Consider the following 23,618-nt stretch of genomic DNA (forward strand, 5'->3'; position numbering starts at 1 on the left):
CCCCTACTCCCACCCCCTCCGGCAAACGCGCGCGCATTCGCCATCCGCGCGCACAATCGCATCCCGACCTGTACCTATTCCGCGCGCACCTGACACACGCGCGCGCATTCGCTCGCCTCCAGGCCGAACCTCCCCTCCCGGCCAGTCTTCGTGTGCTCCCACGAGATTCTGTGGCACAGTCGATATCGATGAAACTCGCAGTCGATCAGCGCCGCGTCAGCAAAATTCTGCTCGATTTCGATCTGAGCATCGAATTCGACAACGGTGCCAGCATTGCCTTCAGTGAGGTGACGGTCGATGACCTCATCGTCGACGAGGACAATCAGTTCGAGGGCCTACGAGCCTTCGCGACATTGCACGGACTTGTGTGCGACGACGCAGACTACGACGAATCCGGCGTTCTCCGTTTGACGTTCGAGGGCCGGCAGCGAGTGGTGGCCAGTCCGCGAGTCGAAGTGGAATCCTGGGAGTACAGCGCCGCGGACGGCTCGACTGTGTTGTGTGGACCGGAAGGGGCCGTCGAATCGTGGCCCGCACCCGAGCGCCCGGAGGCGGAAGCCCCGACTGTCGAGAGGCTTCCTTCCATCGGTGCCACTGTGGTCCGGCTCTCGACCGGCGACGACCCTGCCGTCGAATTCTCGGACGGCACGAAGTTGCTGTTCGACCTCGCCCTCGACGCCGGGTACCTCGTCTTGCGGGAAAGCGTGACGTCGAGCTCCCACTCGGACAGTGCTGCTGCAGCACAGGGGGACTGGGTCGTCGAACTGTCCTCGGGTCACGTGATCTTCTACCGACCGCGCACCGTGTAGGGCCTACCGAATTGAGTCTCGACACCGGGGGAGTACAGCACCGAGTCCGGTGGCCGGGTACTCACGTCGGGTAGGCCCGCCGCTGCCACGAGCTCGTCGGCGCAGTGGGTCAGCTCCGCATCGACCAGTGGCCAGTGTCGGTGCACGTTCGGAACGTACAACAGGCGTCCGGCGAGTGAGGTGTGCAATCCCCAACGCGCGGTGAGGAACACAGCGAGTGGATCCTCGGACATGTCGCGTGACCCTCTGACGACGCCGAAGTCCGTCGTTGCGCCTCGGCGCGGCGGTGCGAGTCGTCGGCTGCGGTAGCCGATCGTTCGACTGTCGTCGTCGATGTCGATCGATGACCAGCGGTACGGAACGCGAGCGGCGTTGGTGCCCAACACGACTGCGAGTCTGGTTGCTTCCAGTGATCGGAACACGACGCCGCGTCGACCCTCCGCGTCGATCGAGTACAGGCGCACGTTGATCTCACCGAACGTGCCGAAGTACGGAACGGGGTGACGGTAGCCGAGGCCGGCTCCGACCATGTGGAAGCCGATCAGTCCGACCCACGACGAGCCGTCGAATTCGTCGGGCGCGCACCCTCGGGGCAATAGCGGGGCGACAGCCGAACTCGGAACCCGCCAGTGCAGAAAGACGAGCCGTTCCCATCGCTGATCCATCAGGATCGGACGAGGCAGCAGTGGTGGCCGCGGCCAGAGGCGTCGGGCATCGTCTCGATTCATCGTTCGAGCGTAGGCGCGACGCGTCAGGAGGCAGTGAATCGGGCGTGCACGCTCGCGGAGATCGTGATGTTCTCCGGTTTGAGGGCAAACCCGGCCGGCGCGGATGTGGCGGCGAACATGCGCGCCGAGGATTCGGCACCACCACTCTCCGCGATCCCTGGCAGCAGACCGGGGTCGGCCACCGCGACGGCCTGCACGCCCGATCTCCCCAGACTCGACGCGTAGGACTCGGCCTTGGAGACGGCGTCGCGAACAGCGAGTTCTCGGACGGCGAGGGTGTGAGCAGTTCTGCTGGATTCGGTGAGGTCCCAGCCGAAGTGGTCGATCGACACTCCCTCGAGTGCGGATGCTGCGTAGACGAACGCATCCACCAGATCGAGTTGGCTGAACTGCACCTCCACGGATGCCTCCGCTTGATACACGTACGGCAGCTGTTCTCCGTCGTGGTTGAACGGGCGGTGGCGCGAGTGGCGCACTTGGTCGACCGACCACCGATCGATGGGGCCGCCGTCGCTGTTGTAGAGCGGCTCGACCAATCTCGTGAGCTCCCGGACGAGTTGCTGAGCCGGTTCGGACGCCGACTCCGCCGTTCGTCCGTCGGTACGGACGGTCAGCGACAGCGTGCACTGCTCGGGCGGATAGGTGGCTGCGCCGTGACCGACGACTGTGATGTCGAGTGCTTCATGGCTCATGGCGTCCAGTCTCGCATCCGCGCACCGATATTCACCGAATCTCAACAGTGCTGGCCGACGCGTCAGGTGGGGAGGACAATTAGGAACATGCTTCCTGTTCTCGATCTTGCTTCCGCCGAAAACGACCCCCGCGCGTTCCAGCGGTCACTGCGCGAAGCTGCTCATCGTTCCGGCTTCTTCTATCTCGTCGGACACGGGATCGAGACCGAACGAATGCACGAGGTGCTGCGTCTTGCGCGTCGGTTCTTCGCCGTGCCGGACCATGTGAAGGACGAGATCAGTCAGCTGAAGAGCCCGCACTTCCGCGGTTACTCACGGGTGGGTGGGGAGCTGACCAACGGCCGGGTGGACTGGCGGGAGCAGATCGACATCGGACCCGAGCGCCCGGCCATCGACGGGGCCGAGGGGTACTGGAACCTGCAGGGTCCCAATCTGTGGCCGTCACAGCCCACAGGCTTCAGAGAGACGTTCGAGGAGTGGGAACGCACGGTATCGGGTCTCGGACTTCGCCTCCTGCGACATTGGGCGCAATCCCTCGGAGCCCCCGAGAACGTGTTCGACGATGCTTTTGCCACCGCGCCCGCGACCCTGATGAAGGTCGTGCGTTACCCGGGCACTCCCGATCATTCGCAGGGCGTCGGTGCGCACAAGGACTCCGGGGTGTTGACGCTGCTGCTCGTCGAGCCGGACTCGACCGGGCTGCAGGTGGAGACGACGCCCGATACCTGGATCGACGTTCCGCCGTTGGCCGGGGCATTCATCGTCAACATCGGTGAGCTGTTGGAAGTGGCGACCGGCGGCTATCTACGGGCGACGCGGCATCGGGTCGTCGCGCCAGGGCCTGACACGGACCGGATATCGGTGCCCCACTTTCTGAGCCCGGCCCTCGATGCCGTCGTCCCGGTGATCGAACTGCCCGCCGAATTGGCGCAGCACTCACGAGGTGTCGAGAACGATCCCGACAACCCCATCTACAGCACCTACGGTGAGAACGCGTGGAAGTCACGTACGCGAGCACACCCCGACGTGGCGCAGTTGCACCACGGCATCGCTCCCGTCGGTCGGCAGTCTGCCTACTGACGCCGGCTGCGGCCCCGACGTGACGCCCGGTACTGGGCCCACGCCCCGGTGCACCACAGCGCCCAGACGATCAGCAGCGGCTGGAACAGCAATCGGATTCCTCGTGCCGTATCGGAGTCGAGGCCGAACGCGTCGGTGTGGGTGACGAACTGCGAGATGTTGCCGGGGAAGACCGCAACGAAGAACGCGGCGACCACCCAACCCACGAGCGGCGCGCGAGTAGTCCAGAACAGCAGCGCCAGGCCGAGCACGATCTCCACGACGCCCGATGCCAGCACGACGAAGTCGGTGCTCAGTGGCACCCACTCGGGAACCTGCGCTGCGAACGTCTCGCGCGCCCAGAAGAGGTGGCTGAGCCCGGCGAAGACGAGGAACGCCCCCAACACGACCCGCCCGATGGTGCGAGAAATCGATTTCGTCATGGCGACATGAGACACCACGGGCACACTGAACACCATGACCGGGAGCGCTTCGACCGACTTCGCTCGTCGCCGATGGGTACTGCATGTCGACCTCGATCAGTTCATCGCCGCCGTCGAAGTGCTGCGCAACCCCGATCTGGTGGGCAAGGCAGTGGTGGTCGGAGGGCGGGGAGATCCCACCGAACGCGGGGTGGTCTCGACGGCCTCGTACGAGGCGCGTGCGAAGGGCGTCGGGTCCGGAATGCCACTGCGCGTCGCTGCGAAGAAGATTCCCGACGCGGTCTTCCTGCCCGTGGACAAGCCGGCGTACGACGAGGCGTCGGCGATGGTGATGGACACTCTGCGGACGTTGGGGTACGTGGTCGAGGTCATCGGCTGGGACGAGGCGTTTCTCGGTGTGGAGACCGACGATCCCGAGGGTGTGGCGAAGACGGTGCACGACGCCGTGTTCGACGCGACGGGGCTGCATTGCTCGGTGGGCATCGGAGACAACAAGTTACGAGCCAAGATCGCCACCGACTTCGACAAGCCGCAGGGCGTCTACTGGCTGACGCAGGACAACTGGTTCGAGGTGATGGGCGATCGCGGCACCGATGCGCTGTGGGGGATCGGCAAGAAGATCTCGAAGAGGCTGGCCGCCCTCGGCATTTCGACAGTCCGAGAACTGGCCGATGCGCAGGACGAGGACCTCGGCGCCGCGTTCGGACCGAAGATCGGTCCGTGGCTCGGGACGAAAGGGCGAGGCATCGACCTCGCGCCGGTGACGTCCGAGCCGTGGGTTGCACGGTCGCACAGCCGTGAGGTCACGTTCCAGACCAACGTCGCCGATTGGGCGGTCATCCGAGACGAGGTCGCCGGTTTGACGTCGAAGGTGTTGGCCGACATCGAAGCCGAGAACCGGCCGGCTGTTCGGGCGGCATTGAAGATCCGCTACGCGCCGTTCGAGACGCATACCGTCAGCGCACCGATCGTCGGTGCGCCGACCTTCGATCCGAAGATTCTGACCTCGGCTGCGGTGGCCCTCGTCGACCGCCTCGACCACAGTCGCGAGGTTCGATTGATCGGCGTCCGGCTGGAAATGACTCCGCCGCAACCTCACTGACTACTTGCGACCCGCCGCCCAGCGCAGTCCCCAACCGTACTTCTTGTCGAGGTCGGCCTGGCTACCCTGGATGTACTCCACCTCGCGGGTGACGGTGATCCCCGCAGAAGTGTTCTCCAACAATGCGATCGAGCAGATTCGCGCGGAGTTCTCGGCCGAGTCGAGGCGTACCTCGACCTGTGGTCCGCTGGTGGGGTACAGCGTCACCACCCCGTCCACTGCTGCCCAGTTCGGCGCGCCGTCGTAGATCATCGCGAAGATCAGGATTCGAGCGAACTTCTCGGGATGGGCGAGGTTGATGTGCATGTTCTCGCCGCCGCTGACCGAACCGGAGCGATCGTCGCCGTCGAGCGCGATGAACGGGGAATCCTGCAGTGAACCGAAGCTGTTCCCGAGTGCCTGGACGACGCCCTTGGAACCGTCGCGCAGTTCGTAGAGGCACCCGAGGTCGAGATCGACACCGCCGGAGCCGTACGACGCCGCGGCCAACTTGGCCAGGAAGCCCTTCTTCTTCGGCTGCGCCGCGGGTGCGCCGGTCGACCAGTTCAGGTTGACCCGCATCGAACCCTGCTTCTCGCCGGACTTGGTGAGGCTGATCGTCGGCGACGCCTTGGACAGCGTCACTTTGCTCAGACTGACCGGAGCACCGGCCTGCGACGCCGAGGATTGCCCGGACGAGGGCTTGCGTGTGTAGTCGATGGCCATGGTTGTGCCTTCCGGAACGGTCGGTTACCGGATCGAGGTGTCCGGTTTGGGCGGTGTGTCGACAATAACCGCCTGTCCGAACATCTCGATGATCGCACCGCTGCGTACGAGAATTCGTCTACGGTCGAGGCACGTTACGCAGATTCGACTTGGCCATTCGCATTGCCTCGCCGACGCCGCCGTTGAGCACGACCTTGCTCATCGCGAGCGCGAATCCCTTGATCTGCTCGCCGGTGATGGTCGGCGGGACGGACAGTGCCAGCGGATCGGTGATCAGTTGCACCAGCGCCGGTCCGTCGACCGCGAACGCGGTCTCGAGTGCGCCGCGGATGTCCTCGGGCTGCTCGACGCGTTGTGCGTGGATACCCGCGGCGGCGGCGATGCCGGTGTAATCGACCTGGGGCACGTCGACGCCGAAGTCGGGCAGACCGTCGACGAGCATCTCGGCCTTGACCATGCCGAGCGTGGAATTGTCGAACAACACGATCTTGACGGGCAGCTTGTACATCGCGACGGTCAAGAGTTCGGAGAGCAGCATCGAGAACCCGCCGTCGCCGGAGATCGAGACGACCTGGCGGCCCGGATTGGCGAACTGCGCTCCGATGGCGTGCGGCAGGGCATTGGCCATGGAACCGTGCAGCATCGACGCGACGAATGCCCTTCTGCCGGTGGGGTTGATGTAGCGCGCGGTCCACACGTTGCACATGCCGGTGTCGGTGGTGAACACGGCGTCGTCGGCGGCGAGGTCGTCGAGCACCGAGGCAGCGTACTCGGGGTGGATCGGAACGAGCTTCTCGGCGTTGCGGGTGTACGCGCCGACGGTCTTCCCCATCAGGTCGTTGTGCTTGTCCACCCACTTCTCCACGTAGCGGCGGTCGGTCTTGCGAGTGATCAATGGCTGCAACGCATTCAGTGTTGCCCGAACATCACCGTGGATCGGGTACTGCACCGAGGTTCGACGCCCCAGCTTCGTGGGATCGATGTCGATCTGCGCGGTCGTGACGTCCTCGGGCAGGAACTGCTGATACGGAAAGTCGGTGCCGAGCAGGATGAGCAGATCCGCGTCGTGAATTCCTGCATGGGCCGCGCCGTAGCCCAGCAACCCTGTCATGCCGACGTCGTACGGGTTGTCGTACTGGATGAATTCCTTGCCGCGCAACGAATGTCCGACGGGGGCGCCGATGGTGTCGGCGAATGCCACCACCTCGTCGTGAGCACCCTTGACTCCGTAGCCGGCGAAGATGGCGACCTTCTCGGCATTGTTGATGGCCTCGGCCAGTTTCTGGATGTCCGCCGCAGGCGGGGTGACGACCGGTGTCGAGGGAATGGCTATCGGGTCCATCGATCCGGCGGCCGACAATTCGGCGATGTCGCCGGGGAGCGTCAGCACCGACACCCCACCACCGGTGATGGCGGCATTGATCGCCGCTCGGAACACCCGGGGTGCCTGCGCGGCGGTGGAGACGAATTCGTTGTAGAGCGAGCACTCACCGAAGAGGCGATCGGGGTGCGTCTCCTGGAAGTACCCCGAGCCGATCTCGCTGCTGGGAATGTGCGACGCGATCGCCAGAACCGGTGCGCCGGAACGGTGTGCGTCGTACAGGCCGTTGATCAGATGCAGATTTCCCGGTCCGCACGAACCCGCACAGACGGCGAGTGTGCCGGTGGTCTGCGCGTCGGCAGACGCCGCGAACGCCGCGGCCTCCTCGTGTCGTACGTGAATCCAGTCGATACCGCCCTTGGCCGATCCGCCGGTGCGACGCACTGCGTCGACCACAGGATTGAGACTGTCGCCGACGATGCCGTAGATGCGTTGTACGCCGGCGTCGACGAGTCCTCGAACGAGCTGATCGGCCACTGTGGTGGGCATTTCACTGTCTCCTCAAAATTCGGTGACGCACCGATATGCCTCGGCCGCGCCTTCTCGACGCCTTCCCTGCACCGAGGGTCTGCCAAACATAGAAGTGCACGCGACGGAGGGTCGTCAAGGTGAACCTGCTGGTGAAGGCCCTCTACGATCTCCGTCACGTCGGGATGTTCCAGGCAGCACCCAGAGATGACTGCGGCTACCCGCCGACCGGCGAGAAGTGGCTGGGTGCAGTTCGCCCCGGAACCGTGGAGTCGCGGACGACCAGTGTCGGCGTGAGTGCCACCGAGGACACCGGCAGTCCGTGAGTGACGGCCAACAGCATTTCGGCTGCGCGTGTGCCGATTTCGCGGTGTGGGCTGTGCACTGTCGTCAAGGGCACCGTCAGCTCGCTGCAAATCGAGATGTCGTTGTAGCCGACGACCGCAACGTCGCGTCCCGGCTGCAATTCCGCTTCGCGCAGGACGCCGAGAACTCCGATGGCACTGAAATCGTTGGTCGCGAAGATCGCCGTCGGCGGTGTCGGCAATGCCAGAAGTGCTGTGGCCCCGCGTCGTCCGGCCTCGGGATCGAAGCCCTCTTCCCGTACGTACTCGTCCGGAACGTCGATGCCTGCATCGCGGAGGGCAGCTCGGCAGCCCTCCAATCGGTCGATTCCGGTGCTGGCCCACGCCGGGCCGGACACGATCCCCACTCGGGTGTGGCCGAGTCTGGCCAAGTGCTCACCGGCGAGGTAACCGCCCCGATAGTCGTCGCACGTCACCGAGGTCATCCCCGGGTATCTACGGCTGATGAGCACGAACTTGATTCCTCGGCGGTGGAGGTCCTCGAGGTTGTCGCTGTCGAGGCGAGCGTCCCCGAAGATGAGGCCGTCGACGTTGCGGCCGAGCAGCAGATCGATGCGTCGACGCTGCTGAATCGGATCGTCGTGGGTGTTGGCGACGAAGGTCTCGTACCCGGCACGGTTCGCTGTTTCCTCGATGGCGTCGTACATCGCCGAGAGCACCACGTCGGTCAATCGGGGGACGAGTACTCCGAACGCGGTGGACTTCTTGGTGGTCAAGCTCGCCGCGTTGGGGTTGGGGACATAGTCCATCTCGCGGGCCAGCTCGAACAATCGCAGGTCTCCGGCGCTGGCACCGGCCGGGTCGAGCGCAACGCGTCGCAGAGCTCGGGAAACGGTCGAGACATGAACTCCCGCAGCAGCTGCGACCGTTTTGAGCGTGACGCTTCCCGACGTAGTGCTGTCCACTGGCGGTTCCCCTCGATCCTCCGTCGGCGCTGCCCCGACCCCTGATGACCCCTAAGCTAGCACCGTGCGCAATCGTTTGCGCAACAAGTTGCCCTCGAGGAACGGACATTCGATGACAGGTTTGGGTGGTCTCAATCCGTCGCCGACGTCGCTCACGCTCGGCCTGGTTCAGCAGCAGATTCCGCTGATCACGAGCATGGACGATGTGAACGCGACGACCGATCGTGTGTGCAGGCAGTTACGCGAGGCGAAGGCCGGCTTCTCGGCGCTCGACCTCGTGGTGTTCCCCGAGTACTCGCTGCACGGTCTGCGCAAGTCGTCGTGGGCGTCCGACGAGGTGATGTGTGACATGGACGGTCCGCAGGTGGAGCGGCTGCGCGACGCGTGCCGTGAGTCGGCAGTGTGGGGATGTTTCAGCATCATGGAACGTAACCCCGGCGGAGCGCCGTTCAACTCCGGAATCATCGTCGACGACCGAGGTGACATCGCGCTGTACGTCCGCAAACTGCATCCCTGGACGCCCAAGGAGCCGTGGGAGCCCGGCGACATCGGCCTACCGGTCTGCCCAGGTCCCAAGGGGTCGGTGCTGTCGCTGTTGATCTGCCACGACGGAATGTTTCCCGAGATGGCGCGGGAGGCGAGCTACCGCGGTGCCAACGTGCTGCTGCGCACGGCGGGGTACAAGTTTCCGCTGCGGCAGTCCTGGCGTATCACCAACGAGGCAAATGCCTTTCACAACCTGGCGTACACGGCGTCGGTGTGTCTGGCGGGGGAGGACGGCAACGGCATCCCGTCGATGGGCGAGGCGATGGTGTGCGACTACGAAGGAACGATCGTCGAGCGCGGCGATTCGACACCCGATCGGGTGGTGACCGTGTCGATCGAGCCGGCCAGGGCGGATGCGGCGCGTCGCGAGTGGGGAGTGGAGAACAACATCTATCAACTGGGTCATCGTGGGTACACCGCGCTCGATGGAGGGGCGCGCGATTGCCCGTACACCTACGTTCGCGACCTCGCCGACGGAACCTACCGAGTGCCGTGGGAGGACGAGGTTCGCATCGTCGACGGGACCTCGGAGGGGTACGGACCCCCGCGTCGGCTCGGCAGCGCAACCGATTCCGCGCGGGCCGGTCTGCGCGGGGAGTAAGGCGGAGGTTACGCGACCCGTGCCCGTGTAACGGTGCCATTAATTGGTTCCGGATTTGTCGCCCAAAGCTCGACATCGACCGAGAAACCCCTCTATCGTCAGAGCAACGCAATCGGTTGCACGACCGGTTGCACAGCAAGCGAAAGAAGGCTCGTTTCGATGACTTCCCAGGTAGGCGACTCTCTGGAGCTCACGGATCGCACCCGCCACGACATCGAATCGATGTCGTCGGGGGATGTGTACAAACTGCTGTCCTGCGCGGTGCAGCCTCGTCCGATCGCATGGATCTCGACCGTTTCCGGCGACGGCGTCCGCAACCTGGCACCGTTCAGCTTCTTCAACGTCGCGTCGCGCAATCCGGCGACGCTGATGATCTCCATCGGTGAACGCATCGGGTTCCCCGGAGAGTTCAAGGACACACTGGTCAACATTCGCGACACCGGCGAATTCGTCGTCAATATTCCGTCCGCCGACACCGTGGATGCGGTGACCGCGAGTTTCGCCACCGTCGATGCGGAGGTCGACGAATTCGAGCTCTCGCACATGACCGCGGTGCCGTCGGTGTCGGTCGCGGCCCCGTCGGTGCTCGAATCCCTGGTCTCTCTCGAATGCCGGACGATGCAGGAAATTGCACTCGGCACGGACACTCTGGTGTTGGGGACCGTGACGGCGGTGACCAGTAGGCCTGGACTGCTCACCGCCGACCTGCACGTCGATACTCTCGAACACCGTTTTCTCGGCAGGCTGGCGGGCCCGTTCTACACCACCGACATGAATCGGGTGGCGCAGTGACCGCCTCGGCCCGGCTGCGCGGCGTCGACACCGAATCGGTCGTCGATACGTTCGATATCGCTGTCGTGCAGACCGGTTCGCGAATCGGAGCCTGGCAGCAGAACATCGACGCGGTGCGCGCAGAGGTGCAGGCTCTCGCCGCGAGCGGGTCGAAGGTGATCGTTCTGCCCGAATTGTTCGCCAGCGGTTACGATCTCGACGGCATCGAAACCATGGCAGAGTCCGTACCCGGTCGAACGTCGACCGCACTCGGAGTGCTGGCCGCCGAGACCGACACGGTTCTGGTGACGGCCATCGCGTTTCGTGATGCCGACGGAATCGTCTTCGACAGCTCGCTCGTCGTGGGGCCGGGCGGCCTGATCGCTCTGGGACACAAGCGCTTTCTGTGGGACCGAGAGAAATCGGTGTTCACTCCTGGCGCTGAGAGCGGACTGCTGGTCAGCACTCCGTTCGGCACCATCGGCGTCGTGATCTGCTACGAGGCAGGGTTTCCCGAGACGGTCCGCGACCTCGTCCAGCGAGGAGCCGATGTGATCGCCGTACCGTCGGCCTTCGGGCACGTCCGTTTGCACGTATGGAAGCTGCTGACCCGCTCCCGCGCACTCGAGAACGGCGTCGTCGTCGCGGCCGCCGGACTCACCGGACAAACCGGCGACGGCCCACGGTTCGCGGGCCACAGCGTCATCGTCGGACCACAGGGGCGCACCATCGTCGAGATGGACGAGAGCGTCGGATCGGTGTCGGCAACAGTGACTCGCCGCGAGTTGCTCGACGCACGCGACGAAGTCCCCTATCTGAAAGACCTTGCCCGACTGGGCGGTATCACCGAGACACGAACGACCGAGAACGATCACGAGAGGAACCGAGATGTTCGATCTGCGATCAGCTGATCTGTTGCGCGCCTTCACCCGTCAGCTCGAGCTGTGCAAAGTTCGGCCCGGAGAGCAGGTGGTCATTCTGGCGGAACCGTCGAGCCGCGGTGATTACGTCTCGGCTGCGTTCGGGGCGGCTCAGAGTTTGGGCGCACAGGTACTCTCGGCCACCGTTCCCGGCGGCAGTCCGGCACCGATGCCGAGCACCCACACCGGTGCGGGCCCCGGTCTGGTGTCGGTCATGAACAGTTCGGTCGCACAGGACATGCTCAAGGGAGCCGACCTGGTGGTCGATCTGACCAGCGAGGGCTTCATCCACGCGCCCATCCAGCAGGAGATCCTGGCCGCCGGAACGCGCATCATCTTCGTGTGCGACGCCCCGGACGTGCTCATCAGGAACATGCCGCAGGACGGAGACAAGGAACGGGTGCAGGCCGGCGTCGATCTGATCCGCAACGGTTCGACCATGCGCATCACCAACGAGGCCGGCACCGATCTCACCGTGCAACTGAGCAATTCGCAGCCCGAGTTCCAGGTGGGCTTCGCCGACGACAAGGGACGCTGGGACCACTGGCCGTCCACCATGGTGCTGTGTTGGCCGGAGATCTCCAACGGACAGATCGTGTTGTCCGAGGGAGATATCCTGCTGCCGTTCAAGGAGTACGTCCGCGACAGGACGACACTGGCCGTCACCAACGGCCACATCGACGAGGTCACCGGCGGCGCAGAAGCGGCACTGCTCAACATGTTCTTCGACGACTCCAACGACAAGTGGGCGCGCTACCTGTCCCACATGGGCTGGGGGTTGATGAAGACCGGCGACTGGTTCGCGGCCGCGATGTACGGCAAGGACGACATCATGGGCATGGACGCCCGAGCGTTCGCAGGCAGCTTCCTGTGGTCCACCGGCCCGCACCCCGTACTCGGCCGAGACTCCTACGCACACCTCGACATCGGGATGCGCGCCTGCACCGTATCCATCGACGGCATCGATGTCGTCACCGAAGGTCGATTGGTGGAGAACTGACATGGCACCGATCGAAGTGGTCGTCGCAGGCGGCGGCCTGGGCGGGCTGACCGCGGCGCTCTCGCTGCGGCACAGGGGAATCCAGGTAACGGTACTCGAAGCTGCCGCCGAGCTGGGCGAGGTCGGCGCAGGCATCCAGACCGCTCCGAACGCCAGCCGCATTCTCATCGCCCTCGGTATGCGCGAGAAGCTCGAAGCAATCAAGACCGAGCCGATGGATCAGGTGCGCAGGCGGTGGGAGAACGGCAAGGTCATCGCGCTCACTGCACTCGGCGAGTACTGCAAGAAAACGTTCAACGCGCCGTACTGGCACTACCACCGCGCAGACCTGCACTCTGCCATCCACGCGCAGTGCCTCGACCCCGACGGCCCCGGCCCGGTCGTGGTGTTCGAGACCGACGCGAAGGTCGTCGAGGTCGATCGCACCGACCCGATGCGGCCCGTCGCGGTCACCGGAGCGGGACGTCGGTACGAATCGGATCTGCTCATCGGAGCCGACGGAATCCGATCGACGGTGCGCGATCTCATCGGTCTGCCCGACACGCTGGTGTTCTCCGGCGAAATGGCATACCGCGCACTCATTCCGGGTGATCGCATCGTCAAGGATCCGGCCACCCGCTGGCTCGTCGACCGATACCAGAGCACCATCTGGTACGGACCCGACCGACACCTGGTGCACTACATGATTCGTGACGGCGAATACCTCAATGTCGTTGCGCTGGCACCGTGTACCGACGAGGTCCGCGACGGTGGACCACGGCTCGTCGGACCCGAGGAACTGATGGCGACGTTCCCGGACTGGGACGACCGTGCCCACGCGATGCTGTCCAAGGCCGACGAGAACGTGCTGTGCCAGGCGCTCTACTACCGCAGGCCCGACCCGCGTTGGACCGACGGCCGCGTCGCGCTGCTGGGCGATGCCTGCCACGCCATGCTGCCGTACCAGGCGCAAGGTGCCTCGCAGGCCATGGAGGACGCAGCCGTGCTGGCCGAGGAACTCGCGAAGGTGACCGCGAGCGGAATCGACGACGCGTTGGCGCGCTATGTCTTTCGCCGGGCCCGACACGCGCGGATGGTGCAGGACGCGAGCCTGCAGAACAAGACCTTCTACCACATACCCGATGGACCCGAGCAGCAGAAGCGGGACGCGACACTGGCGTCGTTCGATGGGGAGTCCGACATCTCGTACGACTGGCTGTGGAGCGGTACACCGCTCGACGACAGCGACGACGAGAAATTCCATTACTCGTTCGTCCGATGACGACCTCGGACCACAACACCGCGCCGGAGGCTGCGATGAAGACTGGTGATCAGGTAGTACAGGAACTCCCCTGGAAATGGGGTGTGCAGGGCAAGATCTTCATCATCGGCGGGCTGGGTTACATGTTCGACGCCTGGGACGTGGCGCTGAACGGCTTCTTGACGCCGCTGCTCGGAAGTTACTGGGATCTGTCCCAGGCCGAGCGTGGGCTCGTCGCCACCGGCAACCTGATCGGCATGGCCGTTGGAGCCGTCGTGTGGGGAACGATCGCCGACCGAGTCGGGCGAAAACGTGCATTCTCGTTGACGCTGTTGATTTTTGCGCTGTTCTCGGTCCTGGGTGCTTTCGCACCGAGCTTCGAGATCTTCATCGTTCTGCGGTTCCTCGCAGGGTTCGGCCTCGGCGGCTGCATCCCGGTGGACTACGCGTTGGTCAGCGAATTCTCGCCACGCCGCATTCGCGGCAAGATTCTGTCCGCGATGGACGTCTGGTGGCCGATCGGTGCCACCATCTGCGGCGTCGTCGCCACACTTCTGGTCCCGATCGACGGTGATGTTCGCTGGCGCTACATGCTGCTGTTCATGGTTCTGCCTGCGCTGCTGCTGTTCTGGGTCCGACGCGGTATCCCGGAGTCGCCCATCTACCTCGCCAAGGTCGGCCGAGAAGCCGAGGCTCGCGCCGTCATCGACGACATGGTGACGCGCACCGAATCCGAGGCCGTCGAGTACGTCATCGTCGCCGATACCGCACCGAAGGGTCCGGGCGGCATGAAAGCTGCTCTGACACAGCTCAAATCGGTCTGGCGTTACAGCCCGCGCATCACCGCCGCAGCCTGGATGCTGTTCGTGTCCATCATGCTGCTCTACTACGCAGCGCTGAGCTGGATGCCGTCCATCCTCCGCGCCGAGGGCTACGGAGAGTTCGCAGCCTTCGCCGGTACGACGCTCATGACCGGAGTCGGCATCGTCGGTGTGCTCACCTCGGCGTTCATCGTGGAGATCTTCGGACGCAAGTGGGTCATCGGGCTGTCCGGCCCGATCGCGGGTAGCGCGCTGGTCATGTTCGCCGTCATGCTCGACATCCAGTCGGCTGCGCTGATCTGGCTCGGAATCTTCGGATTCGTCATCCAGCTGACCATCCCGGTGCTGTACTGCTACGTCTCCGAGCTCTATCCCACCAACATCCGCGCATCGGGATTCGGGTACGCGTCCTCGGTCAGCCGGGTTGCCACCGGCTTCGCGCCACTGCTCTTCGGCTCCGTCATGTGGCCGATCCTGGGTCTTCCGTTGACCTTCGGCATCGTCACCGCGTTCGTGTTGTTCGCGGTCATCTGGATGGCGTACTTCGCACCCGAGACCAAGGGGCGCGAACTCGACACCCTCGTCGACGAACCCACCGAGGTAGTCGCAGGCGAGGCTCGGGTCTGATGAAGCCCGCACAGTTCGACTACCACCGGGCGCGCGATGTCTCGGGTGCAGTGCGGCTGCTGTCCGAGTTGGGCGAGGACGCGAAGATCATCGCCGGAGGCCAGTCCCTGGTCGCCATGATGAACTTCCGCCTCGCCCGGCCCGGGCATCTGGTCGACGTGGGTGGGTTGAACACACTGCGATACATCCGCCGAGAAACCGACGGCCTGCACATCGGGGCGCTCACCACCCACCACGACGTCGAATCCGGCGACGTGGGAACGGACTTCGCCGTCCTTCGCGAGGCCATGCGGTGGGTGGGGCACTACCCGATTCGTACCCGCGGCACCGTCGGGGGCAGCATCGCTCATGCGGATGCGACGGCGGAATGGTGCTTGTTGGCCATCCTGCTCGACGCCCGCATCGTCGTCGAGAGCGTGCGGGGGCGGCGAACCGTCGAGGCAGACTCGTTCTTCTTCGGGTACTACTCCACCGATCTCGCGTTCGACGAGATGATCGTCGAGATCGTGTTCCCGAACCCGGCACCGCACGCTGCGGTGACCGAATACGCCGAACGACAGGGAGATTTTGCGATCGTCGGCGCAGCAGTGTCCCTCGATCTCGACGGCGTGGCCGTGGTGGGCGGGCGCGTCGCCCTCGCCGGGGTCGGCGCGACCCCGATGCGATCTCCCGCCGGCGAGGCCGCTCTCGCGGCAGGAGGAACGTTTGCCGACTGCGCGGACGCCGCAGCCGAAGCACTGGAACTGGAGGACGAGGGCATGGTCACCGCCGAGTACCGCCGCGCCCTGGTGCGCACGTTGGTCGCCGAAGCCTGCAGCGACGCACTGGTATCGCAGGGGGTGCCCACGTGAGCGTCGATCAGGTTCTCACGCCGAAATTCGTCGGCACCTCGGTCGCACGCCGCGAGGACCCTCGATTGCTCACCGGCCGCGGCAGATTCGTCGACGACATCGCGATGCCGGGCATGCTGCACGCCCAGTTCGTGCGCAGCACCGTGGCGGCCGGCCACATCACCGGTCTCGATGTCGGTGATGTCACCGGGGTCGAGGGAGTGCGCGGCGTCTTCACCGCGGCGGACTTGGACCTGCGGCCGATCCGCGCCGAATTGTCGAGTCCGCTGAGCGAATTCGTGCCCACCGATATGCCCGTGCTGGCGCACGACGTCGTACGTTACGTCGGTGAGCCGCTGGCCATCGTCGTCGCCGCCGATGCGTACAGCGTCGAAGACGGGCTCGAAGCGGCACGAGTGTCGTACCGGACCGTCACCGCCGTCACCTCCGCAGACCAGGCCATGTCCGAGGGCATTCCGCTGGTGCACGATTCGGTGCCGAACAACACCGTCGTGGACGTGCAGATGTTCGCCACCGAGGGCATCGACGAGATCTTTCACGACGCGCACACCGTGGTGTCCGTGCAGTCCAGAACGGGGCGTCAGAACGCACTGCCGCTCGAGACCCGCGGATGCATTGCCTACTGGGACGACCGCGACGAACAGGTGATCATCTACATCTGCACGCAGGTCCCGCACCAGGTTCGCACCGTCACCGCACAGTGCCTCGGTCTCGACGAACGCCAGGTTCGGGTTGTCGTGCCCGACATGGGCGGCGGGTTCGGGCAGAAGTGCGTCGTCGGTCGTGAGGAGATCGCCGTCGCGGCAGCTGCATTGAAGCTCCGTCGCCCGGTCAAGTGGATCGAGGACCGCAAGGACGCACTGACGGCCTCGTTCCTGGCCCGCGAACAGCAGTACGACGTGCGAGCCGCGTTCGATTCCGAGGGCCACATTCTCGGCCTCGACGCAGATGTCGTGTGTGACATGGGTGCGTACTCGTGCTACCCCTTCACCGCAGGCATCGAGCCGCTCATGGCCTCGGCCGAAATGCCTGGGGTGTATCAGGTTCCGGCGTACCGGGTGCGGGGCCGTTCCGTGTTCAGCAACAAGGCACCGACCGCGCCGTACCGAGGGGTGTCCCGGCCGCAGTACGTCATGGTGATGGAGCGGCTGTTCGAGCGAGCGGCTCGTGAACTGCAGCTCGATGCAGTGGAGATCAGGCGGCGCAACGTCATCACCGCCTTCCCGTACACCGGCGTCAACAACATCACCTACGACCCGGGCTCGTACCTCGAGGCGCTGAACCTGTGCGAGCAGACCCTTCGCGACGGCGGTTGGTACGACTTCCAGGAGCGGGCGACCGCAGACGGCCGACACATCGGCATCGGATACTCGTGCTTCAGCGAGCGAACCGGATACGGCAGCAGCGCATTCGCGGCTCGAAAGATGAACGTGGTGCCCGGGTTCGACATCTCGGAGGTCAGGATGGACACCTCCGGAACCGTTGTCGTGACCACCGGAACGATGAGCCACGGGCAGAGTCACGAGACCACGATGGCGCAGATCGTCGCCGACCGACTCGGCATCGGCGTCGAACAGGTCAAGATCGTGCAGGGCGACACCGACCGCATCACCTACGGCTTCGGGTCGTTCGCCTCCCGCTCGATCACCATCGGCGGCAGTGCAGTGGCGTTGGCGTCGAACAAGCTGGGAGACAAACTGTGTGAGATCGCGGCGCACCTGATGGAGACTCGCGACGACAACGTCGAGCTTGCTTCGGGGCGCGTCCGTCAGCGCGACGACCATTCGAAGTACGTCACCTACCGGGACATCGCCGACGTCGCGTATCTGAAGGCGCAGCTGCTGCCGAAGGGCGTCGAGCCGGGATTGTCCGCGACGGCGAGCTTCGACGTGTTCAACGACGGAACGTTCTCCAACGCCACGCACGGCGTTGTCGTGGAGTTGCACGAGGGCACCGGCCGAGTGGAGATCCTGAAGTACGTCTGCGTCGAGGACTGCGGAGTCGCCATCAACCCCAAGATCGTCGAAGGACAGTGCCGGGGCGGAATCGCCCAGGGCATCGCCGGTGCGTTGTTCGAGCAGGTGTCGTACGACGATCACGGAAATCCACTGTGCGCGAGCTTCATCGACTACAAGGTGCCCACCGCCTGCGAAATCCCGGACATCGAGATCCATCACCTCGAAACGCCGTGCCTGTTCACCGAATCCGGGGCCAAGGGAGCCGGTGAGGGCGGCACGATCGGCGCACCGGCCGCCGTGCTCAACGCCGTCAACGACGGATTGCGCTCCACCGGAGTCGAACTGAACGACACACCGATCACCCCCGTGGCGGTACAGGCGGCACTGGCGAAGGGAAGGCCATGAGCAACAAGCAACTGATCGAACTGAACGTCAACGGAACCATCCATGAGGTGATCACCGAATCACGCCGAACTCTGGTCGACGTACTGCGGCACGATCTGCAGCTCACCGGAACGCATGTCGGGTGCGAGCACGGCGTGTGCGGAGCCTGCACCGTGCTGATCGATGGGAAGCCGGCCCGCGCGTGCCTGACGTTCGCAGCGCAGGTGGAGAACTCGGACATCGAGACCGTCGAATCACTCGGCATCGACGGTGAATTGAACGATCTGCAGCAGGCCTTCGCAGACCACCACGGTTTGCAATGCGGGTTCTGCACACCGGGATTCCTGATGTTGGCCGAGGGCTACCTCGCCGACAACCCCGATGCCACCAAGGAACAGATCCGCGAGGTGGTGGCGTCGAACTACTGCCGATGTACCGGGTATCAAACCATCGTCGAGGCCATCGACTCGTGTGCCGAACAGCGGCGCTGCGCCGGCTGTGTGAACGGAGTTTCCCAGTGATCTTGACCAACACGCTCGATATCGATGCCTCCGCCGAGGACGTCTTCCGGCTGATCAACGACGTCGAGAAGGTGGCGACCTGCGTACCGGGTGCCGCCATCACCGGTAAGGACGGTGAGACCTACCTCGGCGGAGTCAAGGTCAAGGTCGGCCCGATCAGTGCGTCGTACGCCGGTACGATTCGCTTCCTCGAGGTCGATGCCGAAACCCGAACGCTCTCACTCGAAGCCAAAGGAGCCGACTCGCACGGCAACGGCGATGCCGAGGCCCAGGTGAAACTGGCGGTCGAGGCGATCGGTGACCGTTCGCGGTTGACCCTGGACACCGATCTGGTGATCAGCGGAAAGATCGTCTCGTTCGGCAAGGGCGCGATCGTCGCGGTGTCGAACAAGGTGCTGCAACAGTTCGCCGTCAATCTCGGTGCGCTGCTGAGTGGTTCGGCCACGGCCGAATCGACCACGCCTGCAGCGGTGAAGACCGCTGTTGCGAGCCCGATCGGCGGCGAATTGAACGCGATGAGCCTGATGCCCGAACCGGTGCGCAAGTACGCACCGATCGCGGGCATCTTCCTCGCCGGAATGGTCGAGGGCTGGCTGGTGTCCAGGGCCTTCGGGCGACGGTAGAGAGCTAGCTGCGTACCGCGTTCGAGATTCTGTCGACAACCATCGCAATGGCACTCGGAACCGGCTCGATGACGTCCACGTCGGTGCGCAGCGCCAGCCGCCGGGCCGAATCGCTCAACGGTCCGCCGCCGATGACGACGGCCGTCGCTCCGGCGGCCACTGCTGCATCGACCGCCGTTCCCAGTTCGGCAACGCTCGATGCGAGGTCCTCGGCCAGGACCAACGGCGATGACGCGGTGAGGAACACCCCCGCGAAATCGCCGTCGGGCACGGTGGCACGAGTCAGCGCATCGAGCTGGGGGGCGAGATCGGCTGTGGTGGTAGCGATCGCGAAGCGGCGACCGCCTCGTGCGGCGCGCAGGATTCCTGCCTCGCCGATCCCGACGACCGGAATGTCGACGAGGGTTCGGAGTTCGGCGGCACCGGGATCACCGAACGCGCCGACGATCACCGCGGCCGGGCCATGGCGCTCGATCGCGTCGAGGGCCGCGGCCACGACATCCGGTCCGGCAGCACGCAACTGTTCGGTGCCGGTGATCATCGCCGGTCCGGTACCCGCGGTGACCCCGATGACGGTGAATTCTGTGTCGTGGAGCCACCGCCGTGCGACGTCGACGAGCAGCTGCGTCGTTGCAGTGTTCGAGTTGGGGTTGATCACGAGAATTTTCACTGCTCAGCCATCTTCCGGCATGGGTTGTCCGAAGGTCTCTTTCGGGAACTGCACGGCAATTCCGCACACGATGAACAGGCCGGCCAGCATCGCGAACATGGCACCCACGCCGGACGAGTCCAGTACGGCTCCGGCGATGAGCGGGAACAGTCCGCCGGAGAGGGAGCCCAACGCCAGGATCACCGACGTCGCGAGGCCACGGATTCGTGTGGGGTACTGCTCGGGTGCGAACAGCCAGATCGTCGTGTTGAGGATGATGACCGAGAAATTGAACAGGGCACCGAAGAACAGTACGAGGCCGATGGACGTTGCGAAGAAGCCGAATCCGAGCCCGGCGACGATACCGAGTACAGCGCCACCGGTCAGCGTCACCTTGCGGGGGAGTTTGCGAGCGATGAGTGCGGCGGTCAGCGCGCCGATCAACGATCCGGACTGCATCACGAGGGTGTACCAGAGCGCACTCGAGATCGACATTCCCCGCTCGGTCAGGATGACGGGGATCAGCGTGAGCATCGAGATCTGTGCTGCGTAGGACATGCAGACGGCAATGCCGAGGGCGAGAGTGCTTCTGCGGTAACGCTGCCCGAACATTTCCGTCCACCGTGCGCGCGGTGCGGCGTGATCATCGACCGAGGTGTCGACGTTCAAGTACTGAACCTCGGAGTCGAGGGTGCCGCGAAGCTTGCCCTGCGCCAGGCGGTTGATGACGGTATTGGCTTCGGCCACACGGCCTGTCGCGGCGAGGAAGCGAGGTGTTTCCGGAAGCGAGCGGCGATAGACCACGACCGCGAGTGCGGGCAGTACGAGCAGACCGAACAGCCAACGCCAGCGGTCGTCACCGGTGAAGATCGCGAAGACGATGACCCCGAACAGTGGGGCGAGCATGTTGCCCAGACCTGCGGCCGCGACGTTGATCATGCCGACCGCGGTACCGCGATGCTTGGCGGAGAAGAACTCGGAAAGCATGATCACTGCTACGGCGATCTCACCGCCGAGTCCGAGCCCGACCAGGAATCGAGCGCCCACCAGCACCTCGTAGTTGGGTGCGAATGCGCACAGTAGCGAGCCGAACGCGAAGACTAGAAGGTTTGCGCCGAGGAGGGTTCGACGACCGAAACGGTCCATCACGGCTCCGGCCAGGATGCGCCCGAGTGCGACGGCGGTGAACGTCGCGGTGTTCAGCAGTCCGATCTCGGTTCCGCCGAGGCCCCAGGATTCACGCAGGAGCGGTCCGGTGATGCCGACGGCATTCTGTTCGATGGCATCGAAGAACACACCGAACAGGACCATGGCGACGATGCCGAAGTGCGCCGTGGTGAGGCCGATCTTCGAGTACGACGCCTCGATCTGTTCGCTGAGGCTACCGGCCTCGGGCGGTGGGTCGATCGGTGACGGCTTCTCGTTCCTGGTCGGGACGCTCATCCCAGTGCCTCTCGCTAAGTGGTATACCAACAACGGAGAATTTACGGAGCATCAGGCCGCGACAGGTTTCTCGGCGGTAACACTTGTGTTTCCAGGTCCTCTCACCAGTGTATTCCTGTTGAGGTCTTCGTCGGGAAAAGTCTGCGGACTGCTTCTGTGGATGCGCGGTATACCTTCAGGTCGCTGGTATACAAGCATCATGGCATCCACGGAAGGTCGCGAGTCGCTGTCGCGTTCGGTGTTCGACGCGATCAGAACACGCATCCTCGACGGCCGCCTCCGACCTGGTGAAACGCTGAGCGAGCGCAATCTGGGAACCGAGCTGCAAGTGTCGAGGGTGCCTATTCGTGAGGCGCTTCCATTGCTCGAAGCGGCCGGGTTGGTGACGCTGTCGCCGAGACGCCCTGCCGTGGTGACGGGAGTGACCAGAAGTTCCGTCGACGAGTTGTACGACATCAGGTCCGCGCTCGAGCCGCTCGTGGCTCGACGGGCAGCGTCCGCTGTGGCGGCGGGCGCGGACGCGTCATCGCTGGTCGACGCCGTGTCCCGTGCAGGTGCAGCGCTCGACCGGGGCGATTTACTCGAATTCCATCACGCGAGCTCAGGGGTGCACTCGGGGATCGAGGCGTTGTCCGCCAACCGGCTGTTCCCGGTCATCATGGAACCGTTGCGCGAGCGCAGCAATCGACTCAACATGGCCAATCTCGAACGGGATCCGTCGCTGCGACACGGGGAGCATGTTTCCCTCGTCGACGCCATCGCGAAGGGGGATACGGAATTGGCTGCCGCCGTTGCGTTCGCACACGTGGAATGGGGCCGAGCACGAACCTTCGAGACTCTGGCGCAGGTTCCGGGTTACGACCCGCAGCACTGAGCCGTACTCAGCGCGACGCGGTCAGTCTGGACACCTGTACGGCCCCGGCAGTCCCGAGCACGAGTACCCCCGTCGCGACAGCAAAGGCGATCGCATAGGAGTCGCCGATGGCAGGCGCGACGATCAATGGGCCGAGTACCTGCCCGACGCCGTAGAACGCAGTCAGTGTTGCCGCGGTACGCCCGATGGGCAGTGTCTGAGCTGTGCTCATCGTCAGCATCGTGATGCCCATGAACGTTCCGCCGAACAGTAGGGCCGAGAACACGGCGGCGACGGTGTTCCCGGTCAGAGCGGGGAGGACCGCTGCGATCGACTGCAACGCGAACGCTGCCACCAGGGCATTGCGCATGCTGGTTCGGCGGGCAACCGCCTGCCACAGCACCGTCGCCGGTACCGCGGCGAATCCGACGACGATCCACACCGCCGGACCAACCGACGTGCTGCCGTGGCCACCGACCGCAGCCACGAGAAACGTGCCGACGATGATGTAGCCGAGACCCTCGAGAAAGTACGCGAACAGCAATGTCCGCCATACGGTCCGGGTCTTGTGGTCGATGTCGCCCGGCGTAGCCCGCGTTGTGGGCTCCGGATGCACCCGTAGCGTCCACGCCGGGGCGATGAGGACCGCTGTCAGTAGCGCCGAGCACACCCACAGCGACTCCCAGGACAGGTGCGGTGCGACGAGCAGCGTCAGAATTCCCGACGCCGCGATGCCTGCGCCGACGCCGCCGAACGCGATGCCGGGGGAGGCACCGTCGGCGCGATGTTTCGTGACGGTACTCGCGCACGCGATGAAGACCGCTGCGCTCGCCAGGCCTGCCAGGAATCTCAGTGCGGAGAACGCAGCGGTGGAATGGACAGCGGCCATGGCCAACTCGCTCGCTACGAGGACCACGGTCCACAGTCGGAACGATGTCGTCGTGTTGATCGACGGGCGCACGGACAACACGATTGCACCGACGAGATAGCCGGCGTAGTTCGCGGTCGCGATGACGGCACCGCTGCTCGGCGTCACCTCCGCCGCATCGACCATGATCGGCAGTAGTGGCGTGAACACGAATCGCCCGACGCCCATCGCGGCCGCGAGTCCGGCCGCGGCAGCGAACGACAGTCGACGGCCGTTCATGGCGAG

23 protein-coding genes are annotated in these 23,618 nt (G+C 64.7%); 14 read left to right on the forward strand and 9 right to left on the reverse strand.

Translation table 11 applies throughout. The features are described from left to right. The first annotated feature begins 188 nt into the window (after positions 1 to 188). On the forward strand, positions 189 to 809 hold the full coding sequence (locus CH271_RS21415; protein WP_179274735.1) for a DUF6188 family protein: 621 nt from the start codon (positions 189 to 191) through the stop codon (positions 807 to 809). On the opposite strand, the gene CH271_RS21420 is transcribed toward CH271_RS21415, so the two are convergent. Together CH271_RS21420 and CH271_RS21425 are read right to left on the reverse strand one after the other, a co-directional pair. Continuing rightward, positions 788 to 1,537 (reverse strand): YqjF family protein, encoded by a 750-nt coding sequence (locus CH271_RS21420; RefSeq protein ID WP_256986484.1) that lies wholly within the window; start codon positions 1,535 to 1,537, stop codon positions 788 to 790. The genes CH271_RS21415 and CH271_RS21420 overlap by 22 nt on opposite strands. A gap of 23 nt (positions 1,538 to 1,560) precedes the next feature. Next, positions 1,561 to 2,229, reverse strand: a complete 669-nt coding sequence (locus CH271_RS21425) for an SIMPL domain-containing protein (protein WP_037190699.1) — start codon at positions 2,227 to 2,229, stop codon at positions 1,561 to 1,563. A gap of 87 nt (positions 2,230 to 2,316) precedes the next feature. On the opposite strand from CH271_RS21425, the gene CH271_RS21430 reads away from it, so the two are divergent. Then, positions 2,317 to 3,309 (forward strand): isopenicillin N synthase family dioxygenase, encoded by a 993-nt coding sequence (locus tag CH271_RS21430; protein ID WP_094634741.1) that lies wholly within the window; start codon positions 2,317 to 2,319, stop codon positions 3,307 to 3,309. Here the strand turns inward: CH271_RS21430 and CH271_RS21435 are convergent. After that, positions 3,303 to 3,731: a DoxX family protein gene (locus CH271_RS21435; RefSeq protein WP_218828520.1), complete on the reverse strand. Its 429-nt coding sequence runs from the start codon at positions 3,729 to 3,731 to the stop codon at positions 3,303 to 3,305. The two genes, CH271_RS21430 and CH271_RS21435, sit on opposite strands and share 7 nt — an antisense overlap. Positions 3,732 to 3,765: 34 nt before the next feature. On the opposite strand from CH271_RS21435, the gene CH271_RS21440 reads away from it, so the two are divergent. Further along, positions 3,766 to 4,833 (forward strand): DNA polymerase IV, encoded by a 1,068-nt coding sequence (locus tag CH271_RS21440; RefSeq protein WP_094634743.1) that lies wholly within the window; start codon positions 3,766 to 3,768, stop codon positions 4,831 to 4,833. Here CH271_RS21440 and CH271_RS21445 read toward each other — a convergent pair whose 3' ends face one another. The 3 genes from CH271_RS21445 to CH271_RS21455 all read right to left on the reverse strand — a co-directional run bounded on the left by CH271_RS21445 (position 4,834) and on the right by CH271_RS21455 (position 8,657). Further along, positions 4,834 to 5,538, reverse strand: coding sequence for a TerD family protein (locus CH271_RS21445; protein WP_094634744.1), 705 nt, complete (start codon positions 5,536 to 5,538; stop codon positions 4,834 to 4,836). It abuts the gene before it with no gap. A gap of 118 nt (positions 5,539 to 5,656) precedes the next feature. Next, positions 5,657 to 7,408 carry a pyruvate dehydrogenase gene (locus CH271_RS21450; RefSeq protein ID WP_094634745.1) on the reverse strand — a complete coding sequence of 584 codons (1,752 nt, stop codon included), beginning with the start codon at positions 7,406 to 7,408 and terminating at the stop codon, positions 5,657 to 5,659. Between the two features lie 196 nt (positions 7,409 to 7,604). Then, positions 7,605 to 8,657 (reverse strand): LacI family DNA-binding transcriptional regulator, encoded by a 1,053-nt coding sequence (locus CH271_RS21455; RefSeq protein ID WP_094634746.1) that lies wholly within the window; start codon positions 8,655 to 8,657, stop codon positions 7,605 to 7,607. A 112-nt stretch (positions 8,658 to 8,769) separates the two neighbouring features. Between CH271_RS21455 and CH271_RS21460 the strand changes: the two genes are divergently transcribed. From CH271_RS21460 to CH271_RS21505, 10 genes are all read left to right on the forward strand, one after another. Continuing rightward, the gene (locus CH271_RS21460; RefSeq protein WP_037190707.1) at positions 8,770 to 9,804 is read left to right on the forward strand and encodes a formamidase; all 1,035 of its coding nucleotides are present in this window, start codon (positions 8,770 to 8,772) and stop codon (positions 9,802 to 9,804) included. A gap of 159 nt (positions 9,805 to 9,963) precedes the next feature. Further along, entirely contained in the window at positions 9,964 to 10,596 is a 633-nt protein-coding gene (locus CH271_RS21465; protein ID WP_094634747.1) for a flavin reductase family protein, read from the forward strand. Then, positions 10,593 to 11,486: a carbon-nitrogen hydrolase family protein gene (locus tag CH271_RS21470; RefSeq protein WP_094634748.1), complete on the forward strand. Its 894-nt coding sequence runs from the start codon at positions 10,593 to 10,595 to the stop codon at positions 11,484 to 11,486. The genes CH271_RS21465 and CH271_RS21470 overlap by 4 nt, the downstream gene beginning before the upstream one ends. Next, a complete protein-coding gene (locus CH271_RS21475; RefSeq protein ID WP_037190708.1) occupies positions 11,464 to 12,495 on the forward strand; it encodes a hypothetical protein in 1,032 nt (343 codons plus the stop codon). Before CH271_RS21470 ends, CH271_RS21475 begins: the two co-directional genes overlap by 23 nt. A gap of 1 nt (position 12,496) precedes the next feature. Further along, positions 12,497 to 13,756 (forward strand): FAD-dependent monooxygenase, encoded by a 1,260-nt coding sequence (locus CH271_RS21480; RefSeq protein ID WP_094634749.1) that lies wholly within the window; start codon positions 12,497 to 12,499, stop codon positions 13,754 to 13,756. Beyond that, the gene (locus tag CH271_RS21485; RefSeq protein ID WP_256986485.1) at positions 13,753 to 15,183 is read left to right on the forward strand and encodes an MFS transporter; all 1,431 of its coding nucleotides are present in this window, start codon (positions 13,753 to 13,755) and stop codon (positions 15,181 to 15,183) included. Before CH271_RS21480 ends, CH271_RS21485 begins: the two co-directional genes overlap by 4 nt. Further along, positions 15,183 to 16,034 carry an FAD binding domain-containing protein gene (locus CH271_RS21490; protein ID WP_094634750.1) on the forward strand — a complete coding sequence of 284 codons (852 nt, stop codon included), beginning with the start codon at positions 15,183 to 15,185 and terminating at the stop codon, positions 16,032 to 16,034. Before CH271_RS21485 ends, CH271_RS21490 begins: the two co-directional genes overlap by 1 nt. Then, on the forward strand, positions 16,031 to 18,397 hold the full coding sequence (locus CH271_RS21495) for a xanthine dehydrogenase family protein molybdopterin-binding subunit (RefSeq protein WP_256986486.1): 2,367 nt from the start codon (positions 16,031 to 16,033) through the stop codon (positions 18,395 to 18,397). The genes CH271_RS21490 and CH271_RS21495 overlap by 4 nt, the downstream gene beginning before the upstream one ends. After that, the gene (locus CH271_RS21500; protein ID WP_094634751.1) at positions 18,394 to 18,897 is read left to right on the forward strand and encodes a (2Fe-2S)-binding protein; all 504 of its coding nucleotides are present in this window, start codon (positions 18,394 to 18,396) and stop codon (positions 18,895 to 18,897) included. Before CH271_RS21495 ends, CH271_RS21500 begins: the two co-directional genes overlap by 4 nt. After that, positions 18,894 to 19,520, forward strand: a complete 627-nt coding sequence (locus tag CH271_RS21505; RefSeq protein ID WP_094634752.1) for an SRPBCC family protein — start codon at positions 18,894 to 18,896, stop codon at positions 19,518 to 19,520. Before CH271_RS21500 ends, CH271_RS21505 begins: the two co-directional genes overlap by 4 nt. Before the next feature lie 4 nt (positions 19,521 to 19,524). Here the strand turns inward: CH271_RS21505 and CH271_RS21510 are convergent, their stop codons facing one another. Both CH271_RS21510 and CH271_RS21515 read right to left on the reverse strand, forming a co-directional pair. Further along, the gene (locus CH271_RS21510; RefSeq protein WP_094634753.1) at positions 19,525 to 20,190 is read right to left on the reverse strand and encodes an aspartate/glutamate racemase family protein; all 666 of its coding nucleotides are present in this window, start codon (positions 20,188 to 20,190) and stop codon (positions 19,525 to 19,527) included. 3 nt (positions 20,191 to 20,193) lie between these two features. Further along, positions 20,194 to 21,612, reverse strand: a complete 1,419-nt coding sequence (locus tag CH271_RS21515; protein ID WP_094634754.1) for an MFS transporter — start codon at positions 21,610 to 21,612, stop codon at positions 20,194 to 20,196. A gap of 199 nt (positions 21,613 to 21,811) precedes the next feature. Between CH271_RS21515 and CH271_RS21520 the strand changes: the two genes are divergently transcribed. Then, positions 21,812 to 22,486 carry a GntR family transcriptional regulator gene (locus CH271_RS21520; RefSeq protein WP_094634755.1) on the forward strand — a complete coding sequence of 225 codons (675 nt, stop codon included), beginning with the start codon at positions 21,812 to 21,814 and terminating at the stop codon, positions 22,484 to 22,486. Positions 22,487 to 22,493: 7 nt separating this feature from the next. On the opposite strand, the gene CH271_RS21525 is transcribed toward CH271_RS21520, so the two are convergent. Next, the gene (locus tag CH271_RS21525) at positions 22,494 to 23,612 is read right to left on the reverse strand and encodes a YbfB/YjiJ family MFS transporter (protein WP_094634756.1); all 1,119 of its coding nucleotides are present in this window, start codon (positions 23,610 to 23,612) and stop codon (positions 22,494 to 22,496) included. Positions 23,613 to 23,618 lie beyond the last annotated feature (6 nt).

It is taken from the genome of Rhodococcus sp. 05-340-2, from assembly GCF_002258915.1.
Lineage (GTDB): Bacteria > Actinomycetota > Actinomycetes > Mycobacteriales > Mycobacteriaceae > Rhodococcoides.

What these genes read in the sequence shown, in the direction of transcription:
- CH271_RS21485 (WP_256986485.1), top strand. Translation starts at nt 13,753, where the DNA reads ATGACGACCTCGGACCACAACACCGCGCCGGAGGCTGCGATGAAGACT.
- CH271_RS21435 (WP_218828520.1), bottom strand. Translation starts at nt 3,731, where the DNA reads ATGACGAAATCGATTTCTCGCACCATCGGGCGGGTCGTGTTGGGGGCG.
- CH271_RS21450 (WP_094634745.1), bottom strand. Translation starts at nt 7,408, where the DNA reads ATGCCCACCACAGTGGCCGATCAGCTCGTTCGAGGACTCGTCGACGCC.
- CH271_RS21525 (WP_094634756.1), bottom strand. Translation starts at nt 23,612, where the DNA reads ATGAACGGCCGTCGACTGTCGTTCGCTGCCGCGGCCGGACTCGCGGCC.
- CH271_RS21500 (WP_094634751.1), top strand. Translation starts at nt 18,394, where the DNA reads ATGAGCAACAAGCAACTGATCGAACTGAACGTCAACGGAACCATCCAT.
- CH271_RS21475 (WP_037190708.1), top strand. Translation starts at nt 11,464, where the DNA reads ATGTTCGATCTGCGATCAGCTGATCTGTTGCGCGCCTTCACCCGTCAG.
- CH271_RS21420 (WP_256986484.1), bottom strand. Translation starts at nt 1,537, where the DNA reads ATGAATCGAGACGATGCCCGACGCCTCTGGCCGCGGCCACCACTGCTG.
- CH271_RS21425 (WP_037190699.1), bottom strand. Translation starts at nt 2,229, where the DNA reads ATGAGCCATGAAGCACTCGACATCACAGTCGTCGGTCACGGCGCAGCC.
- CH271_RS21480 (WP_094634749.1), top strand. Translation starts at nt 12,497, where the DNA reads ATGGCACCGATCGAAGTGGTCGTCGCAGGCGGCGGCCTGGGCGGGCTG.
- CH271_RS21490 (WP_094634750.1), top strand. Translation starts at nt 15,183, where the DNA reads ATGAAGCCCGCACAGTTCGACTACCACCGGGCGCGCGATGTCTCGGGT.
- CH271_RS21445 (WP_094634744.1), bottom strand. Translation starts at nt 5,538, where the DNA reads ATGGCCATCGACTACACACGCAAGCCCTCGTCCGGGCAATCCTCGGCG.
- CH271_RS21465 (WP_094634747.1), top strand. Translation starts at nt 9,964, where the DNA reads ATGACTTCCCAGGTAGGCGACTCTCTGGAGCTCACGGATCGCACCCGC.
- CH271_RS21520 (WP_094634755.1), top strand. Translation starts at nt 21,812, where the DNA reads ATGGCATCCACGGAAGGTCGCGAGTCGCTGTCGCGTTCGGTGTTCGAC.
- CH271_RS21430 (WP_094634741.1), top strand. Translation starts at nt 2,317, where the DNA reads ATGCTTCCTGTTCTCGATCTTGCTTCCGCCGAAAACGACCCCCGCGCG.
- CH271_RS21440 (WP_094634743.1), top strand. Translation starts at nt 3,766, where the DNA reads ATGACCGGGAGCGCTTCGACCGACTTCGCTCGTCGCCGATGGGTACTG.
- CH271_RS21415 (WP_179274735.1), top strand. Translation starts at nt 189, where the DNA reads ATGAAACTCGCAGTCGATCAGCGCCGCGTCAGCAAAATTCTGCTCGAT.
- CH271_RS21460 (WP_037190707.1), top strand. Translation starts at nt 8,770, where the DNA reads ATGACAGGTTTGGGTGGTCTCAATCCGTCGCCGACGTCGCTCACGCTC.
- CH271_RS21515 (WP_094634754.1), bottom strand. Translation starts at nt 21,612, where the DNA reads ATGAGCGTCCCGACCAGGAACGAGAAGCCGTCACCGATCGACCCACCG.